The organism is Dermacoccus sp. MPR-E5, from assembly GCF_058809565.1.
Map to the genome: position 1 here is coordinate 1 of NZ_JBXASS010000026.1, position 22162 is coordinate 22162.

At 70.2% G+C, this 22162-nt stretch carries 22 protein-coding genes; 15 read left to right on the plus strand and 7 right to left on the minus strand.

Going from position 1 to position 22162, the window contains the following annotated elements:
• Positions 1-219 precede the first annotated feature (219 nt).
• Complete coding sequence (locus AC1RS9_RS13920; protein WP_312293441.1) at positions 220-588, minus strand: hypothetical protein; 369 nt, start codon at positions 586-588, stop codon at positions 220-222.
• A gap of 369 nt (positions 589-957) precedes the next feature.
• Here AC1RS9_RS13920 and AC1RS9_RS13925 point away from each other — a divergent pair, with 369 nt between their 5' ends.
• Positions 958-1809, plus strand: a complete 852-nt coding sequence (locus tag AC1RS9_RS13925) for an 8-oxoguanine DNA glycosylase OGG fold protein (protein WP_312293442.1) — start codon at positions 958-960, stop codon at positions 1807-1809.
• Between the two features lie 355 nt (positions 1810-2164).
• Here the strand turns inward: AC1RS9_RS13925 and AC1RS9_RS13930 are convergent, their stop codons facing one another.
• Positions 2165-2806 (minus strand): DsbA family oxidoreductase, encoded by a 642-nt coding sequence (locus tag AC1RS9_RS13930; RefSeq protein WP_312293443.1) that lies wholly within the window; start codon positions 2804-2806, stop codon positions 2165-2167.
• 268 nt (positions 2807-3074) lie between these two features.
• On the opposite strand from AC1RS9_RS13930, the gene AC1RS9_RS13935 reads away from it, so the two are divergent.
• The 9 genes from AC1RS9_RS13935 to AC1RS9_RS13975 all read left to right on the plus strand — a co-directional run bounded on the left by AC1RS9_RS13935 (position 3075) and on the right by AC1RS9_RS13975 (position 14385).
• Entirely contained in the window at positions 3075-4097 is a 1023-nt protein-coding gene (locus AC1RS9_RS13935; protein ID WP_136788834.1) for a glutathione S-transferase family protein, read from the plus strand.
• Positions 4098-4163: 66 nt separating this feature from the next.
• Positions 4164-4985, plus strand: coding sequence for a histidine phosphatase family protein (locus AC1RS9_RS13940; protein ID WP_492921903.1), 822 nt, complete (start codon positions 4164-4166; stop codon positions 4983-4985).
• On the plus strand, positions 4982-5329 hold the full coding sequence (locus AC1RS9_RS13945) for a hypothetical protein (RefSeq protein ID WP_074040818.1): 348 nt from the start codon (positions 4982-4984) through the stop codon (positions 5327-5329). Before AC1RS9_RS13940 ends, AC1RS9_RS13945 begins: the two co-directional genes overlap by 4 nt.
• The gene (locus AC1RS9_RS13950) at positions 5326-5961 is read left to right on the plus strand and encodes an endonuclease (RefSeq protein ID WP_074040819.1); all 636 of its coding nucleotides are present in this window, start codon (positions 5326-5328) and stop codon (positions 5959-5961) included. Before AC1RS9_RS13945 ends, AC1RS9_RS13950 begins: the two co-directional genes overlap by 4 nt.
• Positions 5962-6197: 236 nt before the next feature.
• Positions 6198-7760, plus strand: a complete 1563-nt coding sequence (locus AC1RS9_RS13955) for a purine-cytosine permease family protein (protein WP_492921905.1) — start codon at positions 6198-6200, stop codon at positions 7758-7760.
• Positions 7757-8299, plus strand: coding sequence for an isochorismatase family protein (locus AC1RS9_RS13960; RefSeq protein ID WP_074040821.1), 543 nt, complete (start codon positions 7757-7759; stop codon positions 8297-8299). Before AC1RS9_RS13955 ends, AC1RS9_RS13960 begins: the two co-directional genes overlap by 4 nt.
• Before the next feature lie 187 nt (positions 8300-8486).
• Complete coding sequence (locus AC1RS9_RS13965) at positions 8487-10127, plus strand: VWA domain-containing protein (protein ID WP_492921907.1); 1641 nt, start codon at positions 8487-8489, stop codon at positions 10125-10127.
• 51 nt (positions 10128-10178) lie between these two features.
• Positions 10179-14144, plus strand: a complete 3966-nt coding sequence (locus AC1RS9_RS13970; RefSeq protein WP_136788838.1) for a PDDEXK-like endonuclease domain-containing protein — start codon at positions 10179-10181, stop codon at positions 14142-14144.
• Positions 14131-14385: a hypothetical protein gene (locus tag AC1RS9_RS13975; RefSeq protein WP_136788839.1), complete on the plus strand. Its 255-nt coding sequence runs from the start codon at positions 14131-14133 to the stop codon at positions 14383-14385. Before AC1RS9_RS13970 ends, AC1RS9_RS13975 begins: the two co-directional genes overlap by 14 nt.
• Positions 14386-14496: 111 nt before the next feature.
• Here AC1RS9_RS13975 and AC1RS9_RS13980 read toward each other — a convergent pair whose 3' ends face one another.
• From AC1RS9_RS13980 to AC1RS9_RS14000, 5 genes are all read right to left on the minus strand, one after another.
• Complete coding sequence (locus tag AC1RS9_RS13980) at positions 14497-14856, minus strand: MscL family protein (RefSeq protein ID WP_136788840.1); 360 nt, start codon at positions 14854-14856, stop codon at positions 14497-14499.
• A gap of 122 nt (positions 14857-14978) precedes the next feature.
• A complete protein-coding gene (locus AC1RS9_RS13985) occupies positions 14979-15464 on the minus strand; it encodes a hypothetical protein (protein WP_136788841.1) in 486 nt (161 codons plus the stop codon).
• Between the two features lie 94 nt (positions 15465-15558).
• On the minus strand, positions 15559-15801 hold the full coding sequence (locus tag AC1RS9_RS13990) for an FmdB family zinc ribbon protein (RefSeq protein ID WP_038571495.1): 243 nt from the start codon (positions 15799-15801) through the stop codon (positions 15559-15561).
• Between the two features lie 87 nt (positions 15802-15888).
• Positions 15889-17424, minus strand: a complete 1536-nt coding sequence (locus AC1RS9_RS13995) for a potassium/proton antiporter (protein ID WP_136788842.1) — start codon at positions 17422-17424, stop codon at positions 15889-15891.
• A gap of 74 nt (positions 17425-17498) precedes the next feature.
• A complete protein-coding gene (locus AC1RS9_RS14000) occupies positions 17499-18137 on the minus strand; it encodes a 5-formyltetrahydrofolate cyclo-ligase (protein ID WP_062257287.1) in 639 nt (212 codons plus the stop codon).
• 18 nt (positions 18138-18155) lie between these two features.
• Here AC1RS9_RS14000 and galU point away from each other — a divergent pair, with 18 nt between their 5' ends.
• From galU to AC1RS9_RS14025, 5 genes are all read left to right on the plus strand, one after another.
• Complete coding sequence (gene galU, locus AC1RS9_RS14005) at positions 18156-19112, plus strand: UTP--glucose-1-phosphate uridylyltransferase GalU (RefSeq protein ID WP_062257285.1); 957 nt, start codon at positions 18156-18158, stop codon at positions 19110-19112.
• Between the two features lie 88 nt (positions 19113-19200).
• Positions 19201-20490: a molybdopterin molybdotransferase MoeA gene (locus tag AC1RS9_RS14010; protein ID WP_062257284.1), complete on the plus strand. Its 1290-nt coding sequence runs from the start codon at positions 19201-19203 to the stop codon at positions 20488-20490.
• A gap of 1 nt (position 20491) precedes the next feature.
• A complete protein-coding gene (moaC, locus tag AC1RS9_RS14015; protein ID WP_062257281.1) occupies positions 20492-20959 on the plus strand; it encodes a cyclic pyranopterin monophosphate synthase MoaC in 468 nt (155 codons plus the stop codon).
• Complete coding sequence (locus AC1RS9_RS14020) at positions 20952-21440, plus strand: MogA/MoaB family molybdenum cofactor biosynthesis protein (protein ID WP_062257279.1); 489 nt, start codon at positions 20952-20954, stop codon at positions 21438-21440. The genes moaC and AC1RS9_RS14020 overlap by 8 nt, the downstream gene beginning before the upstream one ends.
• Positions 21440-22114 carry a GNAT family N-acetyltransferase gene (locus AC1RS9_RS14025; RefSeq protein ID WP_062257277.1) on the plus strand — a complete coding sequence of 225 codons (675 nt, stop codon included), beginning with the start codon at positions 21440-21442 and terminating at the stop codon, positions 22112-22114. Before AC1RS9_RS14020 ends, AC1RS9_RS14025 begins: the two co-directional genes overlap by 1 nt.
• Positions 22115-22162 lie beyond the last annotated feature (48 nt).

Below are 22162 nucleotides of genomic sequence, written 5' to 3' on the forward strand. Positions count from 1 at the left end.
GCCTCGACGCCTACCCGGGCAGCGCCACGCCGTTCGATCCTTGACTACGCGCTACACCCTCATCTGTGAAGAGCCCTGTTTCAAGGCGCGCTCCGCGCGCAAACGACGGCCCCGGCATGTGCTGTCGGCAGGGACCCCGGCGCTCCGGCCTCGCAAGCTCGGCCTACGCGCACCCCCACCTCGGCACATGCCGGGGCCGTCGTTTGTGATGGAGCTGACCTACTCAGAGGACAACGCCATGGTCACTCCCATGACATCTGCGTCCGGCTCGGAACGCAGGGCCTCCGCGAAGTCATCCGGAGTCGGCCCCTCCTCGCCCGCGACGCTGGCCACCTGCTCCCTCAGCCATTCCTCACGCTCGCCCACCGCGACCCCCGGGAAGGTCTGCGCGGCCAACTTGCCCACCAAGTCATTCCACGACTCCGCCACTACTCGTCGCGACACTTCGGCCTCGTGTTTGGCGCAACTCAGCACGGCCGCCACGCGCATCACGAAATCGTCCGCGGTTGTGTCGCCGGAAACGAAGGCTCCAACCGCCGTGGCGGGCGTCCCCTGGCATACATAGCAGCTGTCGATCTTGTTCTTCATGGTCTGGTCCTCTTATAGATGAGTCTGATTTGCGGACGGCGGCCGAGGGGGCCCACGGGCAAGCGGATGGCACATTTCGGGCACACGCCAGCGACAACGGGCAGGTGGCGACGTCAGACAACCATCAGTAACCACGCGCATGGGACGGTCCTCGAACCCGTGCCGCGCGCGTTTGAGCCCACTCCTAAAGCGGGTGTCGCAGGTTCGAATCCTGCCGGGAGAACCACGCCCCACCGTGACGGCGAATGCGAGCGAAATGGCTGGATACGAGCGGCAGGTCGCTCACATCCAGCCATTTCGCTCGTATTCGGCAGAATGCTCGGGCCGCGATTCGCCGCGGCGCCCCTCCGCGTCACCTATCCTCCGAGCATGATCACCACATCGGCCGCGCTCGTATCGCTCATCAAGGCCCACGGCGACGTCGCCACGGATGCGCAGGTCGAGGCCCAGGAGGAATACTTCTATCCCGGCACCTGGCGCAAGCACTGGCCCCAAGGGCTCGGCTTGCCTGCCGTACTCGCTGATGCGGTGCCTGGTGACGGCAAGCCACGCCATGTGAAACGCCGCGACATCTTCGAACGAGCCGAGAACGTGGTCAGCGAGGCTGACGCCCTCGATCTGTACGTCCTCATGTGCGGCTGGGGCGCCGGCTGGCAGGGCATCACCGGCTATCGGTGCCGTCGTCCTCTGCAATCTCCCGACATGGCCACCAAGCTACTGGCCGCGCACCAGGCCATTCGCGCGGGCGAAGACCCGAAAGCCGTTTACGCCAGCCTGCAGCCGGGAGGTACGAACCACATCAAGTACTTCGGACCGGCCTTCTTCACGAAGTGGCTCTACTTCTCCGGCTACGGGCGCGAGGGCGTCGGAGGCAAGCGACCCCTGATCCTGGACGCCCGTGTTGCGCGCAGCCTCGGCTGGGACTCCTGGGGTTGGATGAGCACGCAGTATGACCAGTACCTCGAACTTGCCGCTGCCGCAGCCAAAGAACTCGGTGTGGGGCCACAGGTCGTCGAATATGCCCTGTATTCGATGAACGGAACCCAGGCGGGGACCAAGACCGACCCCGACGCGCAGAGCCTCATCATCGAGGACGTTCCCGACGCTCTGTACCGCGCGCTGATCGCCACCGCCGGCGCCCAGCAGGAGCCCGTTCAAGACGTAGCGCTCACCTTGCTGGCCCGAGCGCTCGAGGTCACGCTTGAGGGCAGCGATGTCTGAGAGCGCATAAGTGCCTTTCACAGTGGGCCGTGGACGCCGGAGTGGGCCGTCGCGACGCGAAGACCGGCCTTGACCTGCAATACAGGCGGGCCGGTCGTGGTGTAGCCAGGTTATCTCTGACGCGCGGCCGAGATGGGCGGGGACGTCTCCAGGGCGCGCCCATCTAGTCGGGACCCGCACAGAGGAGAATGACCGCACCTTCCGGTGACTGCAGAACGGCCCAGCGTCCTGCATTCGGGCCAGACAGCACCTCGCCCGGGCGGTGAGGCGTGCACGCGAGGAAAACAGCACACCTTACGCCACCCCACTCGCGCGACGTGACGCGCAAGTGGGGCGGGCCGCAGGGCTCAGGCCGTCAGAGACCCTTCGTGCTCGCCGTGTCGGGCATGCCCTCTGGGCGGGTGCGCTTGAGTTCGTAGAACGCCGAGACGCTGACGAGGCCGACGAGCGAATCCCACAGGCGCAGCGCGTCGTCCTTGCTCGGCAGCTCCTGCAGCACGGGGCCGTAGAAGCCGCGGCGCTGACCGTCATCGGAGACGAAGATGATCGTCGGCACGCCCGTGTCATCACCGACCGCCTCGACAGCGGAGTCGATCGACGCCTGCAGACCCTCGTCGAGCGACGTGTCGTCAGCCGCCTTCGCCAGCTCCGCCGGCAGCCCGGCGGCGGCGAGAACGTCGGCGATCATCATGTCGTCGTACTTCTCGTGGTCGAGGTGGAAGCGTCGGCCAAACGCCGAGTACAGGTCGATGACACTCGCACCGTGCTGCTCCGCCGCCTTCGTGATGACGCGCAACACGCGATGCGACGAACGGTGCATCTCGCCGTGCTCGTTGACGGCATCATCGTCTCCGGCGAGCTCGTTGTTCTTCATCGCCAAGCTGAACGGACGCCACGTGACGTCGACGTCACGCTCCGCGCTCACCTCGAGAAGGAACCGGCTCGTGATCCAGCAGAACGGGCAACACGGGTCATAGAAGAATTCGATGCGCTCCATGACACGACGGTAGCAAGGCCTGTCATCGTCAGCCGAGCGTCACGAAGCGTCGCGTTCACGCGAGCAGAGGTATGAGGATGGCCCCGCCTGCGCGTCGAGGCTGGGTGCGACCTCGACGCGCGTGTGAACGCCAAGACGCGCCCCGGCGTGCCTGGCGTGACGCCGCACCTCCGTGCCCCGGCGCATACTGGACGAGGCGTCGCGCCACTCGGCGCCATGACCGTCCGGGCTGACGGCGGTTCGAGATTTGACGACCCGGGAGATCGACATGGCTGGCGAGGGCAAGGCGTACACCCGCGACACGCAGTACATCGAGGACCGCATCCTCGACGATCCCGACGCGCGGTGGCCCGTGGAGCCGGGGCGCTACCGTCTCGTCGCCGCCCGCGCGTGCCCGTGGGCGAACCGCGCCATCATCGTCCGGCGCCTGCTCGGGCTCGAGGACGTCATCTCGATGGGGTTGTGCGGCCCGACGCACGACGAGAACTCGTGGACGTTCGACCTCGACCCCGGCGGGCTCGACCCCGTCCTGCGAATCCCGCGCCTCAAGGATGCCTATGAGGCGCGCTTACCCGGCTATCCGAGGGGCATCACGGTGCCGGCGATGGTCGACGAGCGCAGCGGCGAGGTCGTGACCAACGACTTCGCACAGATCACCGAGGACTTCGCGACGCAGTGGACGCGCCACCACCGCGCCGGCGCCCCCGACCTGTGGCCGCAGGGACTGCGCGAGGAGATGGACGCCGTCAACCAGCGCGTCTACACCGAGGTGAACAACGGCGTCTATCGTTGCGGCTTCGCGGGGGATCAGCTGGCCTACGACACCGCCTATGAGCGGCTGTTCACCGCCCTCGACTGGCTCGAGGAGCGTCTCGCAACGCGCCGCTACCTCGTCGGCGACGCGATCACCGAATCCGACGTGCGCCTGTTCACGACGCTCGCGCGATTCGACGCTGTCTACCACGGTCACTTCAAGTGCAATCGCCGCAAGCTCACCGAGATGCCGAACCTCTGGGGTTACGCGCGCGACCTGTTCACGACGCCCGGATTCGGCGACACGATCGACTTCACCCAGATCAAGCAGCACTACTACCTCGTGCACCGCGACCTCAACCCCAAGGGCATCATCCCCGGCGGTCCCGACCTGAGCGTCTGGGCCGAACCGCACGATCGAGCGCGTCTCGGCGGCACCCCGTTCGGTGACGGCACCGCGCCCGGCGCGATCCCGGAGGCCGAACGCGTGCCGACGAGCGCCAACCCCCTCGTCGGGACCGACGGTCTCGTGCACTGACGCGCGTGCCCACGGGTGGCGCGGGGGAGTGGCGCGTCGTCGATGGCAGGGCATAGCGTCAACGGTGTGGATCAGGTAACTCTCGTTCTCGTGCGTCATGGCGAGTCGGAGGGCAACGTGGCAGCGGAGGCGGCGCTGCGCGATGACCTCGAGCGCATCGACGTGCCCGTGCGCGACCCCGACATCGAACTGAGCGAACTCGGCCGCCGACAAGCCGCCGCCGTCGGCACGTGGCTCGCGAAACAGCCCGCCGACGATCAGCCGGACGTCACGTGGACGAGCCCGTATCGACGCGCGCGTCAGACGGGCCAGATCGCGCTCGACGAGGCGTCGCTCGAACTGCCCGTCCTCGTCGACGAGCGTCTGCGCGACCGCGACATGGGTGTCACCGACATGCTCACCGGGCGCGGCATCCGCGACGCCTACCCCGAGGAGGCGAAGCGTCGCGAATGGATCGGCAAGTTCTACTACCGCCCCTCCGGCGGCGAATCCTGGGCCGACGTCGCCGGCCGCGTCCGCGCCGTCATGGCCGATCTGCGTCTGCGCGCCGCGGGCAAGACGGTGCTCGTCACGGCGCACGACGTCGTCAACCTCATGTTCTGCTACGTCGCCGAGGGCATGGACGAGGACGCCGTCATGGAGCGCGCCCGCACGAACGGAATGCGCAACGCAGCGATCTGCCGCCTCGTCAGCGACGACGAATCGCCGACCGGCTGGCGCCTGCTCGACTACAACCTCGACGAACACTTGCGCGACGCGGGCATCGCCGTCACCGATCAACCGGGCGCGGCCGACGACATCGACGCACATGGTTCGGCGCAGCGCGACGAGAAGCGCGAGTCCGACGACAGCGCGTCGAACGCCGGCGAGAATGAGACGCCAGCATGAGCATCGAGCGCCCCGAGATCCCCGATGTCGCACGCGGCGGTGACGCCATGTCGCCGACGACGGTGACGCCCAATCTGCTGCGCAGCTGGCCGCTGCCCGAGCCGACCGGCACGAAGTACAGCCGCGGCCAGCGCCTCGTCATCGGCGGCGATCGCTCGACGCCTGGCGCGGCGATGCTGTCCGGGCAGGCGGCACTGCGCGTCGGGCTCGCGCAGGCCCTCGTGTGGGGCAAGCACGTCCATGCTGCGGCTGGTGATGTGCTCGCGGCCGAACACGGGCGCGTCGGCTTCCTCGCCGGTGAGATCCCGCCCCGCCTGCCCATGGCACTCGCCACCCTGCGGTGACTGACGCCCGGGCCCTGGCCGCGAAACTCGTTGCCGCGCACGGTGAGACGTTCGCCGAACGCGCCGGTGTGAGACTCGTCGACGAACCTGCGGCGCCGTGGCAGCTGCTCGTCGTCGCACAGTTGCTGTCGGCTCGCATCCGCGCCGAGGCGGCCCTCGCGAGCGCGCGCGAGCTGTTCGCGATCGGCTGCACGACACCGTCGGGCACCCGTGCGACGTCGTGGCAGCAACGCGTCGACGCCCTCGGCCGTGGCGGCTATCGGCGCTACGACTTCTCGACGTCGACGCGCCTCGGCAAGAACGCCGAGACAATCCGCGAGCGATGGGACGACGACCTGCGGCGTCTGCGCGACGAAGCGGGCGCTGACCCGAAACGGATCGTGAAGCTGCTGCAGGAGTTCGACGGCATCGGCGCGACGGGCGCGGGCATCGTCGTGCGCGAGGTGCAGTCGACGTGGCACCTGAGAGAACCCTTCGCCGACACGCTGACGGTCAAGGGCGCCCGGCTGGCGGGGTTACCCACCGACGCCGCAGCCCTGGCCGACCTCGTCGCCCCTGACGAGCGCGCCGCTCTCGCCGCGGCACTCGTCGCCGTCGCTCGACAGCCGGGTGTGCTCGACGAGCTCGGCTGAGGGCGCGGGCTCGGCCGACGCGTCGTTTTCGATCGCCTCAGCGAGGTCGGCGCAAGCGCCCGCCACAACCACGATCGTCCTCGCCCGTCAGCAGTCGCAGCGGCGGCGGCCTTGCGTGCCAGACCGTCCCGTCGACCCGCCGCGTGAGCGACAGGTCGAGCACCCGTCATGTCATGGTGACCAAAAGGGCTGGTCGAAACGCCCCACGCGCGTCGTCCGCCTGCCACGATGAGCGCATGAGTACACCAGCTGACGCCGCAGCGTCGCGGCAGGCCGCCACCGCGGCCGCATCCCGTCGCCTCTCCGTCGAGACCACGGGCATCGAGATCATCGACGAATCGGAGCGTACGGCGCGCCCGCGCGACCTGTTCTGGCCATGGTTCGCGGCCAACGTCAGCGTCTTCGGCATGGCGACCGCCTCGTTCGTCCTCGGCTTCGGCATCTCTTTCGCGCAGGCGCTCGCGGTGTGCGTCGTCGGCGTCGTCCTGTCGTTCCTGCTGTGCGGGCTCATCGCCGTCGCCGGCAAGCGGGGCAGCGCGCCGACGATGGTGCTGTCGCGCGCTGCGTTCGGTGTCCGCGGCCAGAAGGTGCCGGGCGTCATCTCGTGGCTGACGTCGATCGGGTGGGAGACGTTCCTGTCGATCATGGCGGTGCTCGCGACGTCCACGATCTTCGACCGGCTCGGCTGGGGCGGTGGCACGGCCACGAAGATCGTCGCCGCCGTCGTCGTCGCCGCGATGATCGTGCTCGCCTCCGTCGCCGGCTACCACATCATCATGAAGCTGCAGTCCGTCCTCACCTGGCTGACGGGGCTCGCCACCCTCGCCTACGTCGCCCTCACCCTCGACGAGGTGCACTGGAGCGCGGTGACGGCCGTCCCCGCCGGTTCATGGCAGGCGGTGACGGGCGCGCTCGTCATGGTGATGACGGGGTTCGGGCTCGGCTGGATCAACATCGCCGCCGACTGGTCGCGCTACCAGCGCCGTGACGCCTCGGGCGGCGCGATCGTCTTCTGGAACACGTTCGGCGGCGCCGTCGCGCCCGTCCTGCTGCTGACGTACGGTCTGCTGCTTGCCGCATCGAATCCGAAGCTCGAGGAAGGCATCGCCGCCGACCCCGTCGGCACGCTCGCGACGATCCTGCCGACGTGGTTCCTCGTCCCGTTCCTCGTCGCGGCCGTACTCGCGCTCGTGTCGGGCGCGGTTCTCGGCATCTACTCCTCCGGCCTGACGCTGCTCAGCCTCGGCGTGCGCATCCCGCGGCCGGCGGCGGCGCTCGTCGACGGCGCGATCCTGACGCTCGGCACGATCTGGGTCGTGTTCTTCGCGCAGGACTTCCTCGGCCCGTTCCAGTCGTTCCTCATCACCCTCGGCGTGCCCCTCGCGTCGTGGGCGGGCATCATGATCGCCGACGTCGCGCTGCGGCGCCGCGACTACGACGAGGCTGCGCTGTTCGACGCCCGCGGGCGCTACGGCGCGTTCGACTGGACGTCACTGGCCGTCCTCGCGGTCGCCTCCGTCATCGGGTGGGGGCTCGTCGTCAACAGCTTCGCCGCGGACGCGTCGTGGAACAACTGGCAGGGCTACCTGCTCGACCCACTCGGCCTCGGCCACGAGACGACGGACGGTTGGAGCGGCGACTGGGCCTACTCCAACATCGGCGTGCTTCTCGCGCTCGTGCTGTCGTTCGTCGCGACGCTGCTGCTGCGACGTGGGCGGGTGCGTCGTCAGGAACTCGACGATGACGCCCGACGCGACGTTGTGGGCTCGGACGACCGGCGCGGGAAGGTGACGTCATGATTGCCGATGTGCTTCCCGACGACGCGTGGCTCGTCATCATCGACCCGCAGGTCGTGTTCGCCTCGTCCTCGAGCGAGTGGGGTTCGCCGATGTTCTCCGCCGCGCTCACGCCGATGCATGCATTGGCTGAGCGGTACACCGGCCGCACGATCGTCACGCGCTTCGTGCCGCAGCTGCCGCCGCGAGGATCGTGGGCGGATTACTACGCCGCGTGGCCGTTCGCGGCCCGCCCGGGCGAGGACGAGATGTACGCCCTCGTGCCCGAGATCGCCGACATCGCGGCGGGCGCCCACCATGTCGACGAACCGACGTTCGGCAAGTGGGGCGAGCAGGTGCGCGGACTCACAGGCGACACCCCGACGCTCGTGCTCGCGGGTGTCTCCACCGACTGCTGCGTCGTCGCGACAGCACTCGCTGCCGCTGACGCCGGGGCGCGCGTCCACGTCGTCGCCTCGGCCTGCGCCGGCTCGGACGTCACGAACCACGAGCGCGCCCTCGACGTCATGCGACTGTTCGCGCCGCAGATCACGGTGCACTGAAGCGTGTGCTGACGACGCGTCTCGACCTGACGTCCTGTCGTCAACAGGGTGCGTACTGCTCGACGGATGGGAGCAGCAGCCCCGCGCGGCGGGATTCGAGCTCGCAGGCAACGACACGCGCCCAGCACGCGTCGAACTGCTGAAGATGCCAGCCTCGGCCACCACCTCCCCGGTACATTGGGGCGTCATGGCCGAACATCACACGCCCACGCCCAGCGTCCCCACCCGTCGTCGGGTGATGGCGCTCGCCGGGCTGGCCGGCGTCGTCGCCGTCACGGGGGCGGGGGCGACGAAGGTGGTCGCCGCGCACGGCGAGGGGCGTACGAACTGCTCGGCGCAGTCGGTCGTGCAGGTCGCGGCTCCCGCGGCGATCGCCGACGCCGTCCGTCACGCGGCGGATCAGGTCGAGGCACGCGGTGACGTATGCGCGTCGTACAGCGTCAGCTCGCAGAACCCGGGCGACACGTACCAGTCGATCATCACGAGTTCGCCGAGCGAACCGCAGGTGTGGATCAGCGACTCGCCCGCGTGGACGCAGCTCATCGAGAAGAAGCTCGGCAGCGGCTGGGTGACGACGGGCGACACGATCGCGACGAGCCCCGTCGTCATGGGCGTGCCCGCGAGCCTGCGCAGCGCGGCGAAGAAGCCGAACAGCTGGTTGAGCGTGCTCGACAACAAGCTGCCCGTCAGTTTCATCGACACCGATGTCGCGACGGAGAGCCTGCTCGCCGTCGTCGCCGCAGATCAGCAGGCCAACGCCAACGACGCGCGCTCCGACCTCATGCGCGCGGTGCTGCGCCTGTCGCGGTCGCTGACGACGGCCGCGACGATGGACGGCAACGCGCTGCAGGGCGCCGACCGCGCGCGCATCTACCCGGTGAGCGAGCAGCAGATGCTCGCGTTCAACAAGGCCCACCCCGACAAGCCGCTGACGCCGATGGTGCCGACGGGCGGCGCGAAACAACTCGAGTATCAGTGGGTGACGCCGGTGCGCGGCACCCAGGCCGACAGCGCTGCCCTCGATGCGCTGAAGCAGCAGTTGCTCAGCCCCGCGGAGAAGACCTACCGCAGCGAGCAGGGCTTCCGCGACGGCGGCAGTGACGCTCCGGCGGGCGGCAGCGTCCTACCGGCCTCGCTGCCGATGATGGCGCCTGCGTCGCAAGCGACGACCGTCAGCGCCGACACGGCCTGGACGAACCTCAAGAAGGACGCGCGGATGCTCGTCCTCATCGACGTCTCCGGGTCGATGCAGACGAAGATCGACGGCGGCCAGAGCCGCATCGAGCTGATGGAGAGCACCGCCATCGCGGCGCTCGACGTGCTGCCGAAGACCACGCGCCTCGGGGCCTGGGCGTTCAGCTCCGACCTGCAGAAGAACCACGTCGACTACCTGCCGCTGACGAACGGTGAGCAGCCGATCCTCGACGACACCTACCGAAACGGCCTCATCGCGAAGGCGCACACGCTGCCGGGCCTCGCAGCGAAGAACGGCGACACGGCGCTGTACGACACGGTCGCGGCGGCGTACAAGAGCGTCACCGACACCTACGACCCGAACTACGTCAACTCCGTCGTCGTCCTCACCGACGGCACGAACGACGACCCCGACGGCGGCCTCTCGCTCGATCAGCTCCTCGCGCGCCTCAAGTCGCAGTACTCGGCCGACAAGCCCGTCAAGATCGTGACGATCTCGCTCGGCACGGGTACCGACCCCGACGCGCTCAAGCGCATCGCCAAGGCCACTGACGGCCTCAGCTACCAGACGAAGACACCCGAGCAGATCTCCGGCGTGTTCGTCGACGCGTTCCTGCGCCGCTCCGACTACTGAGCGCCGGGGAGCCTGACGACGAACGTCAGGTTTCACCGATAACCTGCCGTGGTGACGAACGAACACGTGAACGCTGCTCACGAGACGATGAACGCGGCGGACGAGGACCGTCGTCAGGCCGTGCGTGACGCCGCCGCGGTGTGGCAGCGTCACCTCGTCGACCTCGGCGGGCGCAACTCGCTGCTGTGGCAGCGCACCGACGACTCCGTCGAGCTCGACCTCACGACGGCGCACCCGGCGGGCGTCGCGAAGCTGCTGTCGGGACGTAGCGTGCTGCTGTCGCAGATCGTGCGTTCGGAGCACGCGTACGCCGAGGCGTACGAGAAGGCGCTCGCGATCCGTGACCTGTCACGCGAACTGCTCGAGGAGCGCGGCATCCTCAGCTGTTTCCTCGCCCTCGGCCGCGCGACGTGGCAGATGAGCGGTGACGCGGTGCCGGCCGCGCCGATCCTGTTGCGCCAGTGCGACATCCACTTCGGTGGCCGCGGCGGTGACGATCTCGTCCTCGAGGTCTCGCGCACCGTCGAACTCAACTCGGCGCTGTCCACCTACTTCGCCTCACGCGGCATCAACATCGATCACGAGTACGTGACGGCGTCGTCGGCCGGCCCGCACGGGTTCGACCCGGCCCCGACGTACGCGATGATGCGCCGCGCGGGCGCGTCGATCCCGGGGTTCCGCATCGACGAGCGCCTCGTCGTCTCGACGTTCAGCTACGCGAAGCTGTCGATGGTGCGCGACGTCGCAGAGCAGGCGCCGCGCCTGCACACGCATCCCGTCGTCGCCGCGATGGCCGGTGACGAGGCGTCGATCTTCGACGTCGGCGCCGAGGCGCCCGCCGCTGGGCTCGACGCCGACCCGCGCGAGGAGTTTCTCGTCCTCGACGCCGACTCGGCGCAGCAGGCGGCGATCGACGCCGTCATGGGTGGCCAGCACCTCGTCCTGATGGGCCCACCCGGCACCGGCAAGAGCCAGACGATCGCAAATCTCGTCGCCACCCTGACCGCGCACGGCAAGAGCGCGCTGTTCGTCGCCGAGAAGCGCGCCGCGATCGACGCCGTCATCGGACGGCTGTCGGCGCTCGGCCTCGGTGACCTCATGCTCGACGCGCACGCCGGTTCCGGCACGCCCGCCGACCTCGTCGACACCCTCGCGCGACGCCTCGTCACCGCGCCCGCAGCGGGTGCCCCGCACGTCGGTGACGCCCTGCGCTCACCGCACGGCGACGGTCCCAGCGCGGACGGGCCGGACCCGCGCGTCATCGACGAACTCGAATCCGAGCGCGTCACCCTGATCGAGCACGTGCGCGCCCTGCACCGCGTGCGCGACCCGTTCGGCGTCAGCGCGCACGACGCGCAGAGCCGCATCGCCGAACTCAACGCCCTGCCGCACCCGCCGCGCTCACGCGTGCGTCTCGAGGGCGAGCCGCTCAACCGTCTCGACACCGAGGCGCGCGACGAGACCGGACGCACGCTGCTCGGACTCGCGCAGGATCGCGCGTGGAAGGGCGAGGGCGAACCCGACGCCTGGTTCGGCGCGCGCGTGCGCGGTAGCGAGCACAGCGAACGCGCTCGAGACCTCGTGCTGCGCCTGGCCGGCGATGACGGCTCGGTTGGCGGAGGCTCGGTTGACGGAGGCTCGGGCGATGACGGCTCGGCCGATGAGGCCGGCGGCGAACTGGCCCGCCACCGTGCGTCGCTCGCGGCCCTCGCGGAGGCGGCCGGGTTGCCCGTGCCGACGACGATGACGCAGGCCTCGGATGTGCTCGACCTCATGAGCCACGTGACGAAGACCCTCGACGTGTTCACCTCCGACGTGTTCGCGCTCGACCTCGACGCGGGCGTCGTCGCGAGCGCGCCGCGTACCGAGCGCAAGGGCGCCGAGCACCAGGTGGGCGCGATGGAGCGTCGCCGGCTGCTCAAGGAGGCCCGCGCGACGCTGCGTCCCGGGCGTCCGCCCGAGGATCTGCATGCCATGCTGCAGCGCGCCGCCGACGAGCAAGCGCGCTGGCGTGAGCTCGGCGGGCATGGGCGCCCCTGCGTGCCGCCGATGACGGAGCAGGTGCGCGCCGCGCACACGCGCCTGACCGACGAACTCGACTGGCTCGGGCAGCGTCTCGAGGGCACGCGCGGTGCGACGAACCTCGTGACGCTCGACCTCGACGAGCTCGCCGCACGCCTCCAGACCCTCGCCGCCGACGCCGACCGTATCGAGGTCGCGGCGCGCTCCGGCTCGCAGATCGACCGCCTGCGCGCTCTCGGCCTCGGACCGGTCGTCGACGACTTCGCGGCGCGGGGCGTGAACGAGGACGCCGTGCCCGCCGAGTGGGAGTTCATCTGGTGGACGAGCGTGCTCGAGCGTGTGCGCCGTCAGGATCCGGCGTACGAGGAGCACCGCGGCAACGACCTGCGCGCCGCCGCGCAGCGCTACGCAGCAGCCGACCGCCGTCATCTCGACGAGACACCGCACCGCGTGCGTCAGCGCGCCTACCGGCGCATCGACGCCGTCGCGCAGCACCTGCCGGAGCAGGTCGAGGCGATGGAGGCGGCTCTCGTCTTCGGTCACCACGCGGGCAGCGCCGACGCGCTGCGTCAGGCCTTCGCCGGTGCGCCGGATCTCATGACGGCGCTCGCGCCGTGCTGGGCGATGAGCCCGCTCGTCGTCGCGCAGACGCTGCCGCCGGGGCGCTGGTTCGACGTCGTCATCTTCGACGAGGCGAGCCAGATCCCGCCCGCCGAGGCGATCTCGGCGATCTCGCGTGGCGTGCAGGTCGTCGTCGCCGGTGACACACAGCAGCTCGCGCCGACGAGCTTCTTCCAGCGCACCTCGGCGGGGGAGGACACCGCGCACACGGGCGAATCCGTGCTCGACGTGCTCGCCGGCCTGCTGCCCGTGCGCCACCTGCGCTGGCACTACCGCTCTCTCGACGAGCGTCTCATCGCCTTCTCCAACGAAGCGGTCTACGAGGGTGAACTCATCACCTTCCCGCGCGCCGACGTCGAGAACGTGCTGCGCCTTCACCGCGTCGAGGTGCGCGAACCGTACCCCGACGAGGCGGCACCGGATCAGGGCAAGGCCGAGGTCGAGGCCGTCCTCGACCTCGTGCGTCAGCACGCCGCGCAGCGCCCGCACGAGTCGCTGGGCGTCATCACCCTCGGCCTCACGCATGCTCGCCGCCTCGAACGTGCCGTCACCGCGCAGGCACCCGTCGACAGCGAGCTCGCCGCGTTCCTCGCCGCCCACCCGGAGGCGCCGTTCTTCGTCAAGAACCTCGAACGCGTCCAGGGCGACGAGCGCGACGCCGTCATCCTCTCCCTCGGGATCGCGCCGTACCCCACGGGCGCTCTCGTGCGCCGGTTCGGGGCGCTCAACCACGTCGGCGGTGAGCGTCGCCTCAACGTCGCCATCTCCCGCGCGCGCCGACGGATGGACGTCGTCTCCGCGTTCACCGGCGACGAGGTCGACCCGGCCGCGCTGCGCTCGCGCGGCGCGGTGCTCCTGCGCGACTTCCTGCTCTACGTCGCCGAATGCGACGAGCGCCTCGACACCGGCGCGGGCGAGCCGGAGCTCGACGGTGACGAACTCGTCACCGTCGTCGCCGGGCGACGGCGCCGCACGTCGTCGTCCGGGTCGGTGGCGCTGCGCCGCGTCGGCGCGGACGCCGTCATCGTGCCCGTGCCGTACGTCGTCGAGGACCTCGCGCGGCGCCTGCGCGCCGAGGGTCTCGTCGTGCACACCGGGTACGGGCACTCGCGGATGCGCGTCGACCTGGCCGTCGAGCATCCGAAGGAGCCAGGCCGCATGCTGCTCGCCGTCGAGAGCGACGGTGACGCCTACGCCGCGATGGGCAGTGTCCGCGAACGCGATCGGCTGCGCCCCGAGGCGCTGGAGCGGCTCGGCTGGCACCATGATCGCGTGTGGACCGTCGACCTGTTCCGCGATCCGGCCCGCGACAGCTCCCGCATCGTCGCGCTCGTGGGTCGCCTCCTCGCGGAGGAGAACGATGAGCGATTCTGAGCCCCGTCGTCGTCGCCGTCCGCGCCGGGCGTCGGCGCCTGCGACGCGGACGGTGGACGGACAGACGAGGGTTGCCACGAGCCGCGACGGTGAGGTCGCCGCTGACGGCGCCGCGGCGCCCGCGTCGGCCACGCCTGACGCCGACTGGTCGCGCTGGTGGAGCCGTGACGACGACGCGCCGGGGCCGCGCAGCGCTCAGGATCAGTGGTACCTCGATCAGCGTCCGCCGCACTGGGGTTGAGCCTGGGCTCCGGGGGAGTGGCGGAGCGGACATGACGAAGGGCGTGAACACCATGGTGTTCACGCCCTTCGTGCGCTCAGAGACCGAGAGGCCTCATGCGCTCGGTGAGCCTCAGAGGCGGCGGCCGGCGCGCAGCTCGTCGCGGATCTCGGCCAGCAGCGACAACTCGGTGTCCTCGGCGTCAGCCGGCTTGGCGAAGCGGGCCTTGGCAGCCTCGTAGGGCTTGACCATCGCGAAGTACACGACGAACGCGAGGACGAGGAAGCTGACGAAAACCGTGAGGAACGCGCCGACGTGGACGCCGCCCGGCTTGTAGGACGAGAAGTCCGGCGTGCCGCCGAGCTTGCCCAGCAGGTCCATGACGATCGTGATGAAGGCCTCGACGACCTTCGCGAACGCGCCGGCCATGATGAAGGCGACGGCAAGCTCGATGAGGTTGCCGCGCATGATGAAGTCCTTGAAGCCCTTCATGGCTTCTCCTAACTGCTTGGAATGCTGTGTGCAAGGTGCAGTGATGAGAGTATCCAGATGGGTGGAAAGCCAGGAAATCTAGACGCCCCGGCGTGTCGTCGTGCGTGATATAAGGCCATCGCTCACAGGCATCCGGTGACCAGGAGGCCACTTCCCGAATCCGCGGCGTTTCCCAGATGTTTGGCCACGCGGACGGTCTCGGCATCGGTCATCGCGATCGAGACCGTGCTCGTCGACGTGTTCGACATCACATCGCGAGCGGGAACTCGAGTCGAGCCCGGATAGGTCGGAGCGCAACTGACGAGCCGCGTCCCGGAGGCGTCCCACACGTCGACGCGGGCGGCATCCTGTGGGCTCGGCCCCACCGGCGTGATGCGCACGATGTGGCGTCCCCGCAGGGCGGCCGGTGCGGGGCCGTCGGCTGAGGCGCTCGACGTGGCCGCGGACGCCGCAGGAGCGGGGGCGCCGCCCGACGGTGCCGCGAGCGCCGCGCCGACGAGCAGGCAGGTGATGGCCCCTGCCTTGCGCAGCCGACGGCGACGCGTCGCGGCCGCGCGCGTCGGGGCGTTGAGGCGGTGGACGACGTCGAGGGTGCGCAGTGAGGGCATGGCTCGACGCTAGGGCGAACCGCGTCGACGGCGCGCGTCGTCATGCCGCAGGCTGTGGACCAGGGTGCCCGGCCGACACACCTGGGGATGGCCGTCAGGCGTCGGAGCTGCTCGAACCGCTCGAGCTCGAACCGGAACTCGAGCTGGAGCTCGTGCCGGAGGAACGGCTGTCGGTGCGGTAGAAACCCGCCCCCTTGAACGTCACGCCGACGCTGTTGAACACCTTGCGCAGCGGGCCGCCGCACTCGGGGCACGTCGTGAGAGCCGGGTCGTCGAAAGACTGGCGCGCCTCGAAACCGTGGCCGCATTCCTTGCACGCGTAGGCGTAGGTGGGCATCGTCATTCCTTCTCTCGTGCCGGCGGGCGGCGCTGGTTCGACTGCGACATGGTAAGGCAGCGTCAGGGTCAGGCAGGCGCGCGTCGCTCATGCGCGGGGCGCGGTGGGCATCCGCCAACCTGCGAGGCGTCCGCCCTCGCTCACCTCGCGGAAGCGGGCGAGGGTACGAGCGCGCACCGCCTCCTTCGTCACGACGAGCAGTTGATCGCCGGCGCGCAGCACGCTGCGCTCACCGGGCACGTAGCTGCGCTCGCCGTTGACGACGAGGGTGACGTTCGCGCCGACCGGTAGGCGCAGCTCGTACAGCATGACGCCGACGAGCTGCGAGTGCTCGCCGACCTTGACGTGCAGCATGTCGGCGCGCAGTTCCGTCAGCGGCGTGTTCTCGACCTCGAGCTCGACGGCGTGCGCGTCGTTGCCGATGCCGAGCACGCGGGCGACGAGCGGCAGCGTCGGGGCCTGCAGGAACGTGAAGACGACGACGAGGACGAAGACGAGGTCGAAGATCCAGCGCATCTGCTCGGCGCCCGCGGTGAGCGGCACCGTTGCGAGGACGACCGGCACCGCGCCGCGAAGACCTGCCCATGACAGGAACACCTGCTCGCGCCAGGAGAAGCCGAACGGCGTCATCGACGCGATGATCGAGGCGGGGCGGGCGAGCAGGAGCAGGACGAAGCCGACGACCATGGCGGGCACGAACTGGTCCATGAGGCGGCTGGGGGAGGCGAGCAGGCCGAGCAGGACGAACAGGCCGATCTGCGCGAGCCACCCCATCGCCTGCCCGAAGCCGCGCACGGCCTGACGGTGGGGGATCGGCATGTTGCCGAGGACGAGCGCCGCGAGGTAGGTCGCCATGAAGCCGCTCGTGTGGACGACGGACGCCGCGGCATAGGCGAGGACACCCCCGGCGACGACGCCGATGGCGAACAGACCTGACGAGCCGGGCGCGATGCGCTGCGAGAGGGCGCCGAGCACCCAGCCGACAGCGAGGCCGACGAGCGCGCCACCGGCGAGTTCGAACACGGCCATCCCGGCGAGGGAGAGGACGCCGTGGTGCTCGCCGCCGGGCACCACCTCGTCCGCGAGGGCGACGACGAGCAGCACGACGGGCGCGTCGTTGAAGCCCGACTCGGCCTCGAGCACGCCAGCGAGGCGATGCGGCAGCGGCACCTTGCGCAGCACCGAGAACACGGCCGCGGCGTCCGTCGAGGAGACGATGGCGCCGAGCAGCAGCGACGTCTTCCAGTCGAAGTCGAGCAGGAGGTGCGTCGCCGAACCGACGACCGCGACGGAGACGAGCACGCCGAGCGTTGACAGCAGCAGGGCCGGGGCGACGGACGCGCGGATGCTGCTCCACTGCGTCGTCAGACCGCCCTCGATGAGGATGAGGATGAGCGCGCAGTAGCCGAGCACCTGCGTGAGGTTCGTGTTCTCGAAGCCGATGCCGAGCCCGCCCTCACCGAGAGCGACGCCGATCGCGAGGTAGATGAGCAGCGTCGGCAGCCCCGAGCGGTTGGCGAGGCGGACGGCGGCGACGGCGACGAGCAGGACGAGCGAGCCGACCAGCAGCGTCAGCGGCAGGTCGGCGGTGTCGAACCCGGTGGCGGCGGCGGCTTCGATCATCGGGCCCCCTCCTCAGGTCGGCGTCAGCGGGTGGGTGCGTCGGCGTCGGCTCGGCCTCGTCGTGGGCCGGTGCCTCAGTATCCCAGGGCGACGCCGAAGCGGACGAGACCGTCCACGGTGAGGGCCGCGTCGACGCGTTCGTCATGCGCCTCGACCGGGATGCGGGGCGCATCGGGGCCGGTCAGCAGCTCGTCGGGAAAGACGACGGCGACGACGGGTGTGCCCGGCCGTCGGCGCGGCAGGGCGCGGTCGTAGCAGCCGCCGCCCTGGCCGAGGCGTTCGCCGTTCGGGCCGATCGCGAGCGCGGGCGCGATGACGAGGTCGGCGGCCGCGATGCCACCCGTGCCCAGGTCGTCGCCCGTGGCGGCGTCACGCCAGGACAGGTCGAGATCGGCGAGCGTGATCGGCACGAGCAGGCGCCCGCGCGCCCTGACCGCGGCGTTGATCGGTTCGAGGTTCGACTCGCTCGCCAGCGGCTCGAACGAGGTGACGCATGTGGCGCGTGCCAGCAGCGGTTCGAGGTGATGCAGCAGCGCAAGTCCGTCGGCGTGACGTTGCTCGGCGCTCGTCGCATCACGACGCTCTCGACGCGCGGCGCGAAGTCGTGTGCGCAAATCGCGCTTGGCGAGGCGCTCGCGCTCGTCGGGCGTCGGCTCGACGTCGCGCGGAGGTGTCGCGCCGGTCGGCGCATCCGGGGCCCCGTTGTCGGTCATGAGGGCTAGCCTAGGCTCATGACTGAAACGCCGTCCTCCGCTCCTCGCCGTCGCGCGCGCAAGGCCGTCATTCCGGCCGCCGGGCTCGGCACGCGCTTCCTGCCTGCCACGAAGGCCATCCCCAAGGAGATGCTGCCGGTCGTCGACAAGCCGGCCATCCAGTACGTCGTCGAAGAGGCGGTGCGCGCAGGGGTTCCCGACATCCTCACGATCACCGGTCGTTCCAAGGCTGCTCTCGAGGATCACTTCGACCGCCACTGGGAGCTCGAGCGGGCCCTCGAGAAGAAGGGCGACGAGAAGCGCCTCAAGCGTGTGCAGAAGTCGGCCGACCTCGGTGAGGTCCACTTCATCCGCCAGGGCGAGCCGCGCGGCCTCGGCCACGCCGTGCTCGTCGGGCGCAACCACGTCGGCGACGAGCCGTTCGCCGTCCTGCTCGGCGACGACCTCATCGACGAGGACGACCACCTGCTCGAGCAGATGATCGATGTCCAGGCCAACCACGGCGGGTCCGTCATCGCGCTCATGGAGGTGCCGGACGACCAGATCCACCTCTACGGCTGCGCCGCGGTCGAGCCGATCGACGGTGAGGGCGAAGACGTCGTGCGCGTCACCGGTCTCGTCGAGAAGCCAGCCGCGGGGGAGGCGCCGAGCAACCTCGCGATCATCGGCCGCTACGTGCTCGACCCGTCGATCTTCGCGGTGCTCGAGAAGACGGAGCCGGGACGCGGCGGCGAGATCCAGCTGACGGACGCGCTCGCCGAGCGTGCGAGCGCGACGGGTGAGGGCGCCGGCGTCATCGGTGTCGTCTTCCGCGGCAGCCGCTACGACACGGGCGACCGTCTCGACTACCTCAAGGCGGTCGTGCGTCTCGGCACGCGTCACAACGAGTTCGGTTCCGACTTCCGCTCCTGGCTGCAGGGCTGGGTCGAGACCGACGAGGGCAAGGGGCGCACGCGCACCGAGCGCGGCGCCTGACGCCATCCAGCATTAGGATGACGCCCCGTTCGCAACCGAATCCGGTTGCGAACGGGGCGTTGTCGGTGGTGGGTTGCACAATGGGGGCATGTCGCACGCCCCCGAACTCATCACCGATGCCGAGCACCTCGCGCGCATCCTCGCGGCCGTTCCACGGCTGCCTGCGCGGCGGGTGGCGCTGGCCGACGGCGGCTGGGTCGGTGACGTCCTCGGGCGGGCGCTCGCCGCTGACGTGTGCAGCGGCGTCGACCTGCCGGGGTTCACGAATTCCGCGATGGACGGGTACGCCCTGCGAACCGAGGACGCTGCGGACGACGAGCTACCCGTCGTCGGCGACATCCCCGCCGGTGACACGCGGGAGCTGACGTGCGCGCCGGGTGAGGCCTGGCGCATCATGACGGGCGCGCCGGTGCCGTCGGGGACGACGACGGTGGTGCCGGTCGAGCAAAGCGACGGTGGGCTGGAGCGCGTGCGGTTCACGGGCGAGGTGGAGGACGGGCGCCACATCCGCCGACGCGGCGAGGACGTGCGCATCGGCGACGTCCTGCTGCGCGCCGGGGCGATCATCGCACCGCAACACGTCGCCGTCATCGCCTCGGCGGGAGTGGATCACATCGAGGTGGCACCGCGCCCGCGCGTCGTCGTGCTGTCGACGGGGGACGAGCTGCGTCCGGCCGGAGAAGCGCTGCAACATGGGCAGATCCACGATTCGAACGGGCCGATGCTCGCTGCGCTCGTCGCTGCGGTGGGAGCCGAAATCGGCGAGGTCGCGCACGTACGTGACGATGCCGGCGAGGTGGCGCGGGTGCTGGAGCGTGCCGTCGCGACGGCTGACGCCGTCATCACGACGGGTGGGGTGAGCGCGGGGGCGTATGACGTCGTCAAGGCCGCGCTGATCGAGGCGGGCGAGGTGACGTTCGACAAGGTCGCGATTCAGCCCGGCAAGCCGCAGGGTTTCGGGCTGCTCGGCGAGCGAGGGGTGCCGGTGTTCACGCTGCCCGGCAACCCGATGAGCACGCTCGTGTCGTTCTGGGTGTTCGTCGCGCCCGCGCTCGCGCACATGAGCGGGCGCCCGGCGCCCGTGTGGCGACGCGGGGTCGTGCGTGGCCCGGGGTGGACGTGCCCGCGTGGACGTGCCCAGTACGCGCGCGTCCACGCGGTGCGCGGCGCTGACGGCGAGCTGGCGATCCGTGCCAATGCGCGCCAGGGATCGCATCACCTCGGTGAGTTGGGCGGGGCCAACGCGCTCGCGCGCGTGTCGCGAGAGGCCCGCCAGGTCGAGACGGGTGAGATGCTCGACGTGCTCGTGCTCGACGGGCCGATCGACGCGCCCCTGGCGGGCGCCTACGACGAGAACTTGGCGGACGAGAAGGAGTGACATGAGCGACCTCACCCACGTGCGTGGTGACGGCAGCGCGCACATGGTCGACGTCGCGGCGAAGGCCGTGACGCGACGTTCGGCGTCAGCGGCGGGGCGCGTGCTGCTGAGCGAGCGCGCCGTGGCGGCGCTGCGTGACGGTGACGTGCCCAAGGGTGACGCCCTCGCCGTCGCACGCATCGCGGGGTTGCAGGCCGCCAAGCGCACCCCTGACCTCATTCCGCTCGCCCACCCGATCGCGGTGCACGGTGTCGAGGTCGACCTCGACGTCACCGACGACGGCGTCGACATCCGCGCCACGGTCGTCACCGCCGATCGCACCGGTATCGAGATGGAAGCGCTGACCTGTGTGAGCGTGGCGGCGCTCGCGCTCATCGACATGGTCAAGGTCGTCGACAAGCATGCGCGCATCACTGACGTGCGTGTCACGGCGAAGTCGGGTGGGCGTAGCGGTGACTGGCATGAGTGAACGGCGCGCCGCCGTCGTCACGTGCTCGACGCGGGCCGCGCAGGGGATCTACACCGACGCGACAGGGCCCGTCATCGCGGCATGGCTACGTGAGCGGGGGTGGACGGTCGACGCGCGACTCGTCGCCGACGGGCCGGCGGTGGGCGACGCGATCGGTGACGCGCTCGCGCTCGGGTGCCGCGTCGTCGTCACGACCGGCGGGACGGGCGTGTCGCCGAGCGACGCGACGCCGGAGCAGACGCGGCCGTACCTCACGATGCAGCTCAGCGGCGTCGAGGAGGTGTTGCGTGCGAAGGGTGTGGCCGCAGGGGTGGCGACGGCCGTCCTTTCGCGTGGGCTCGCCGGCATCGCGGACGGCGCCGCAGGGCGCGCGTTCGTCGTCAACCTGCCTGGCTCGCGTGGGGGAGTGGCCGACGGTCTCGACGTGCTCGACGGCATCCTCGAGCACGTCATGGCGCAGCTCGGCGGAGGATCGCACTGATGGGTCCGGGCACGTGGCCCGTCACGCTGCGGCGGCGCTATCGCGGCGGTGAGCTGGGGTTGCGTCCGTTGCATCCCCGTCGGGATCTGCAGGAGTGGAGTGCGCTGCGCGCCGCGAACCGCCGGTGGACGGGCCCCTGGGATTCGACGAACCCCTACCCCGAGCCGGCGCTGGGCTTCAAGGCGGCCGTCAAGGAGCAGAACGCTGAGGCACGCGCGGGTCGGTTGTTGCCGTGGGCGATGACGTGGAACGGTGCCCTGGCCGGGCAGGTGCACATCTTCACGATCGTGCGTGGGGCGCAGCAGGGCGGCACGATCGGCTACTGGATCGGTGAACGCTTCGCCGGGCACGGCCTGACGCCCATGGCCGTCGCGATGGCCGCCGACCACGCGTTCGGTGTGGAGCGGTTGCACCGCCTCGAGATCAACGTGCGCCCCGACAACGCCAACTCGCTGCGCGTCGTCGAAAAACTCGGCTGGCGTGACGAAGGCGTGCGCCGCGAGTTCCTCCACATCGACGGCGCGTGGCGCGACCACCGCACGTTCGCACTGCTGCGCCACGAGGTCGACGGCACGCTCGTGCAGCGTGTGGAGAATTTCGAGCGATCGGGCTCCGTCGACACTGTTGACACTGTCGACTCGCCACAGCGCCTCGGACGCATCGAACCCGTCTGACCCGCCTTGAGCCTGCCTGACTCTGCGGACCCCCGACCCCCTCTGGCC

Excerpts from the sequence above, each read along its gene's own strand:
- AC1RS9_RS13920 (WP_312293441.1), bottom strand. The coding sequence starts at position 588 with ATGAAGAACAAGATCGACAGCTGCTATGTATGCCAGGGGACGCCCGCC.
- AC1RS9_RS13925 (WP_312293442.1), top strand. The coding sequence starts at position 958 with ATGATCACCACATCGGCCGCGCTCGTATCGCTCATCAAGGCCCACGGC.
- AC1RS9_RS13930 (WP_312293443.1), bottom strand. The coding sequence starts at position 2,806 with ATGGAGCGCATCGAATTCTTCTATGACCCGTGTTGCCCGTTCTGCTGG.
- AC1RS9_RS13935 (WP_136788834.1), top strand. The coding sequence starts at position 3,075 with ATGGCTGGCGAGGGCAAGGCGTACACCCGCGACACGCAGTACATCGAG.
- AC1RS9_RS13945 (WP_074040818.1), top strand. The coding sequence starts at position 4,982 with ATGAGCATCGAGCGCCCCGAGATCCCCGATGTCGCACGCGGCGGTGAC.
- AC1RS9_RS13955 (WP_492921905.1), top strand. The coding sequence starts at position 6,198 with ATGAGTACACCAGCTGACGCCGCAGCGTCGCGGCAGGCCGCCACCGCG.
- AC1RS9_RS13960 (WP_074040821.1), top strand. The coding sequence starts at position 7,757 with ATGATTGCCGATGTGCTTCCCGACGACGCGTGGCTCGTCATCATCGAC.
- AC1RS9_RS13965 (WP_492921907.1), top strand. The coding sequence starts at position 8,487 with ATGGCCGAACATCACACGCCCACGCCCAGCGTCCCCACCCGTCGTCGG.
- AC1RS9_RS13975 (WP_136788839.1), top strand. The coding sequence starts at position 14,131 with ATGAGCGATTCTGAGCCCCGTCGTCGTCGCCGTCCGCGCCGGGCGTCG.
- AC1RS9_RS13980 (WP_136788840.1), bottom strand. The coding sequence starts at position 14,856 with ATGAAGGGCTTCAAGGACTTCATCATGCGCGGCAACCTCATCGAGCTT.
- AC1RS9_RS13985 (WP_136788841.1), bottom strand. The coding sequence starts at position 15,464 with ATGCCCTCACTGCGCACCCTCGACGTCGTCCACCGCCTCAACGCCCCG.
- AC1RS9_RS13990 (WP_038571495.1), bottom strand. The coding sequence starts at position 15,801 with ATGCCCACCTACGCCTACGCGTGCAAGGAATGCGGCCACGGTTTCGAG.
- AC1RS9_RS13995 (WP_136788842.1), bottom strand. The coding sequence starts at position 17,424 with ATGATCGAAGCCGCCGCCGCCACCGGGTTCGACACCGCCGACCTGCCG.
- AC1RS9_RS14000 (WP_062257287.1), bottom strand. The coding sequence starts at position 18,137 with ATGACCGACAACGGGGCCCCGGATGCGCCGACCGGCGCGACACCTCCG.
- galU (WP_062257285.1), top strand. The coding sequence starts at position 18,156 with ATGACTGAAACGCCGTCCTCCGCTCCTCGCCGTCGCGCGCGCAAGGCC.
- AC1RS9_RS14010 (WP_062257284.1), top strand. The coding sequence starts at position 19,201 with ATGTCGCACGCCCCCGAACTCATCACCGATGCCGAGCACCTCGCGCGC.
- moaC (WP_062257281.1), top strand. The coding sequence starts at position 20,492 with ATGAGCGACCTCACCCACGTGCGTGGTGACGGCAGCGCGCACATGGTC.
- AC1RS9_RS14020 (WP_062257279.1), top strand. The coding sequence starts at position 20,952 with ATGAGTGAACGGCGCGCCGCCGTCGTCACGTGCTCGACGCGGGCCGCG.
- AC1RS9_RS14025 (WP_062257277.1), top strand. The coding sequence starts at position 21,440 with ATGGGTCCGGGCACGTGGCCCGTCACGCTGCGGCGGCGCTATCGCGGC.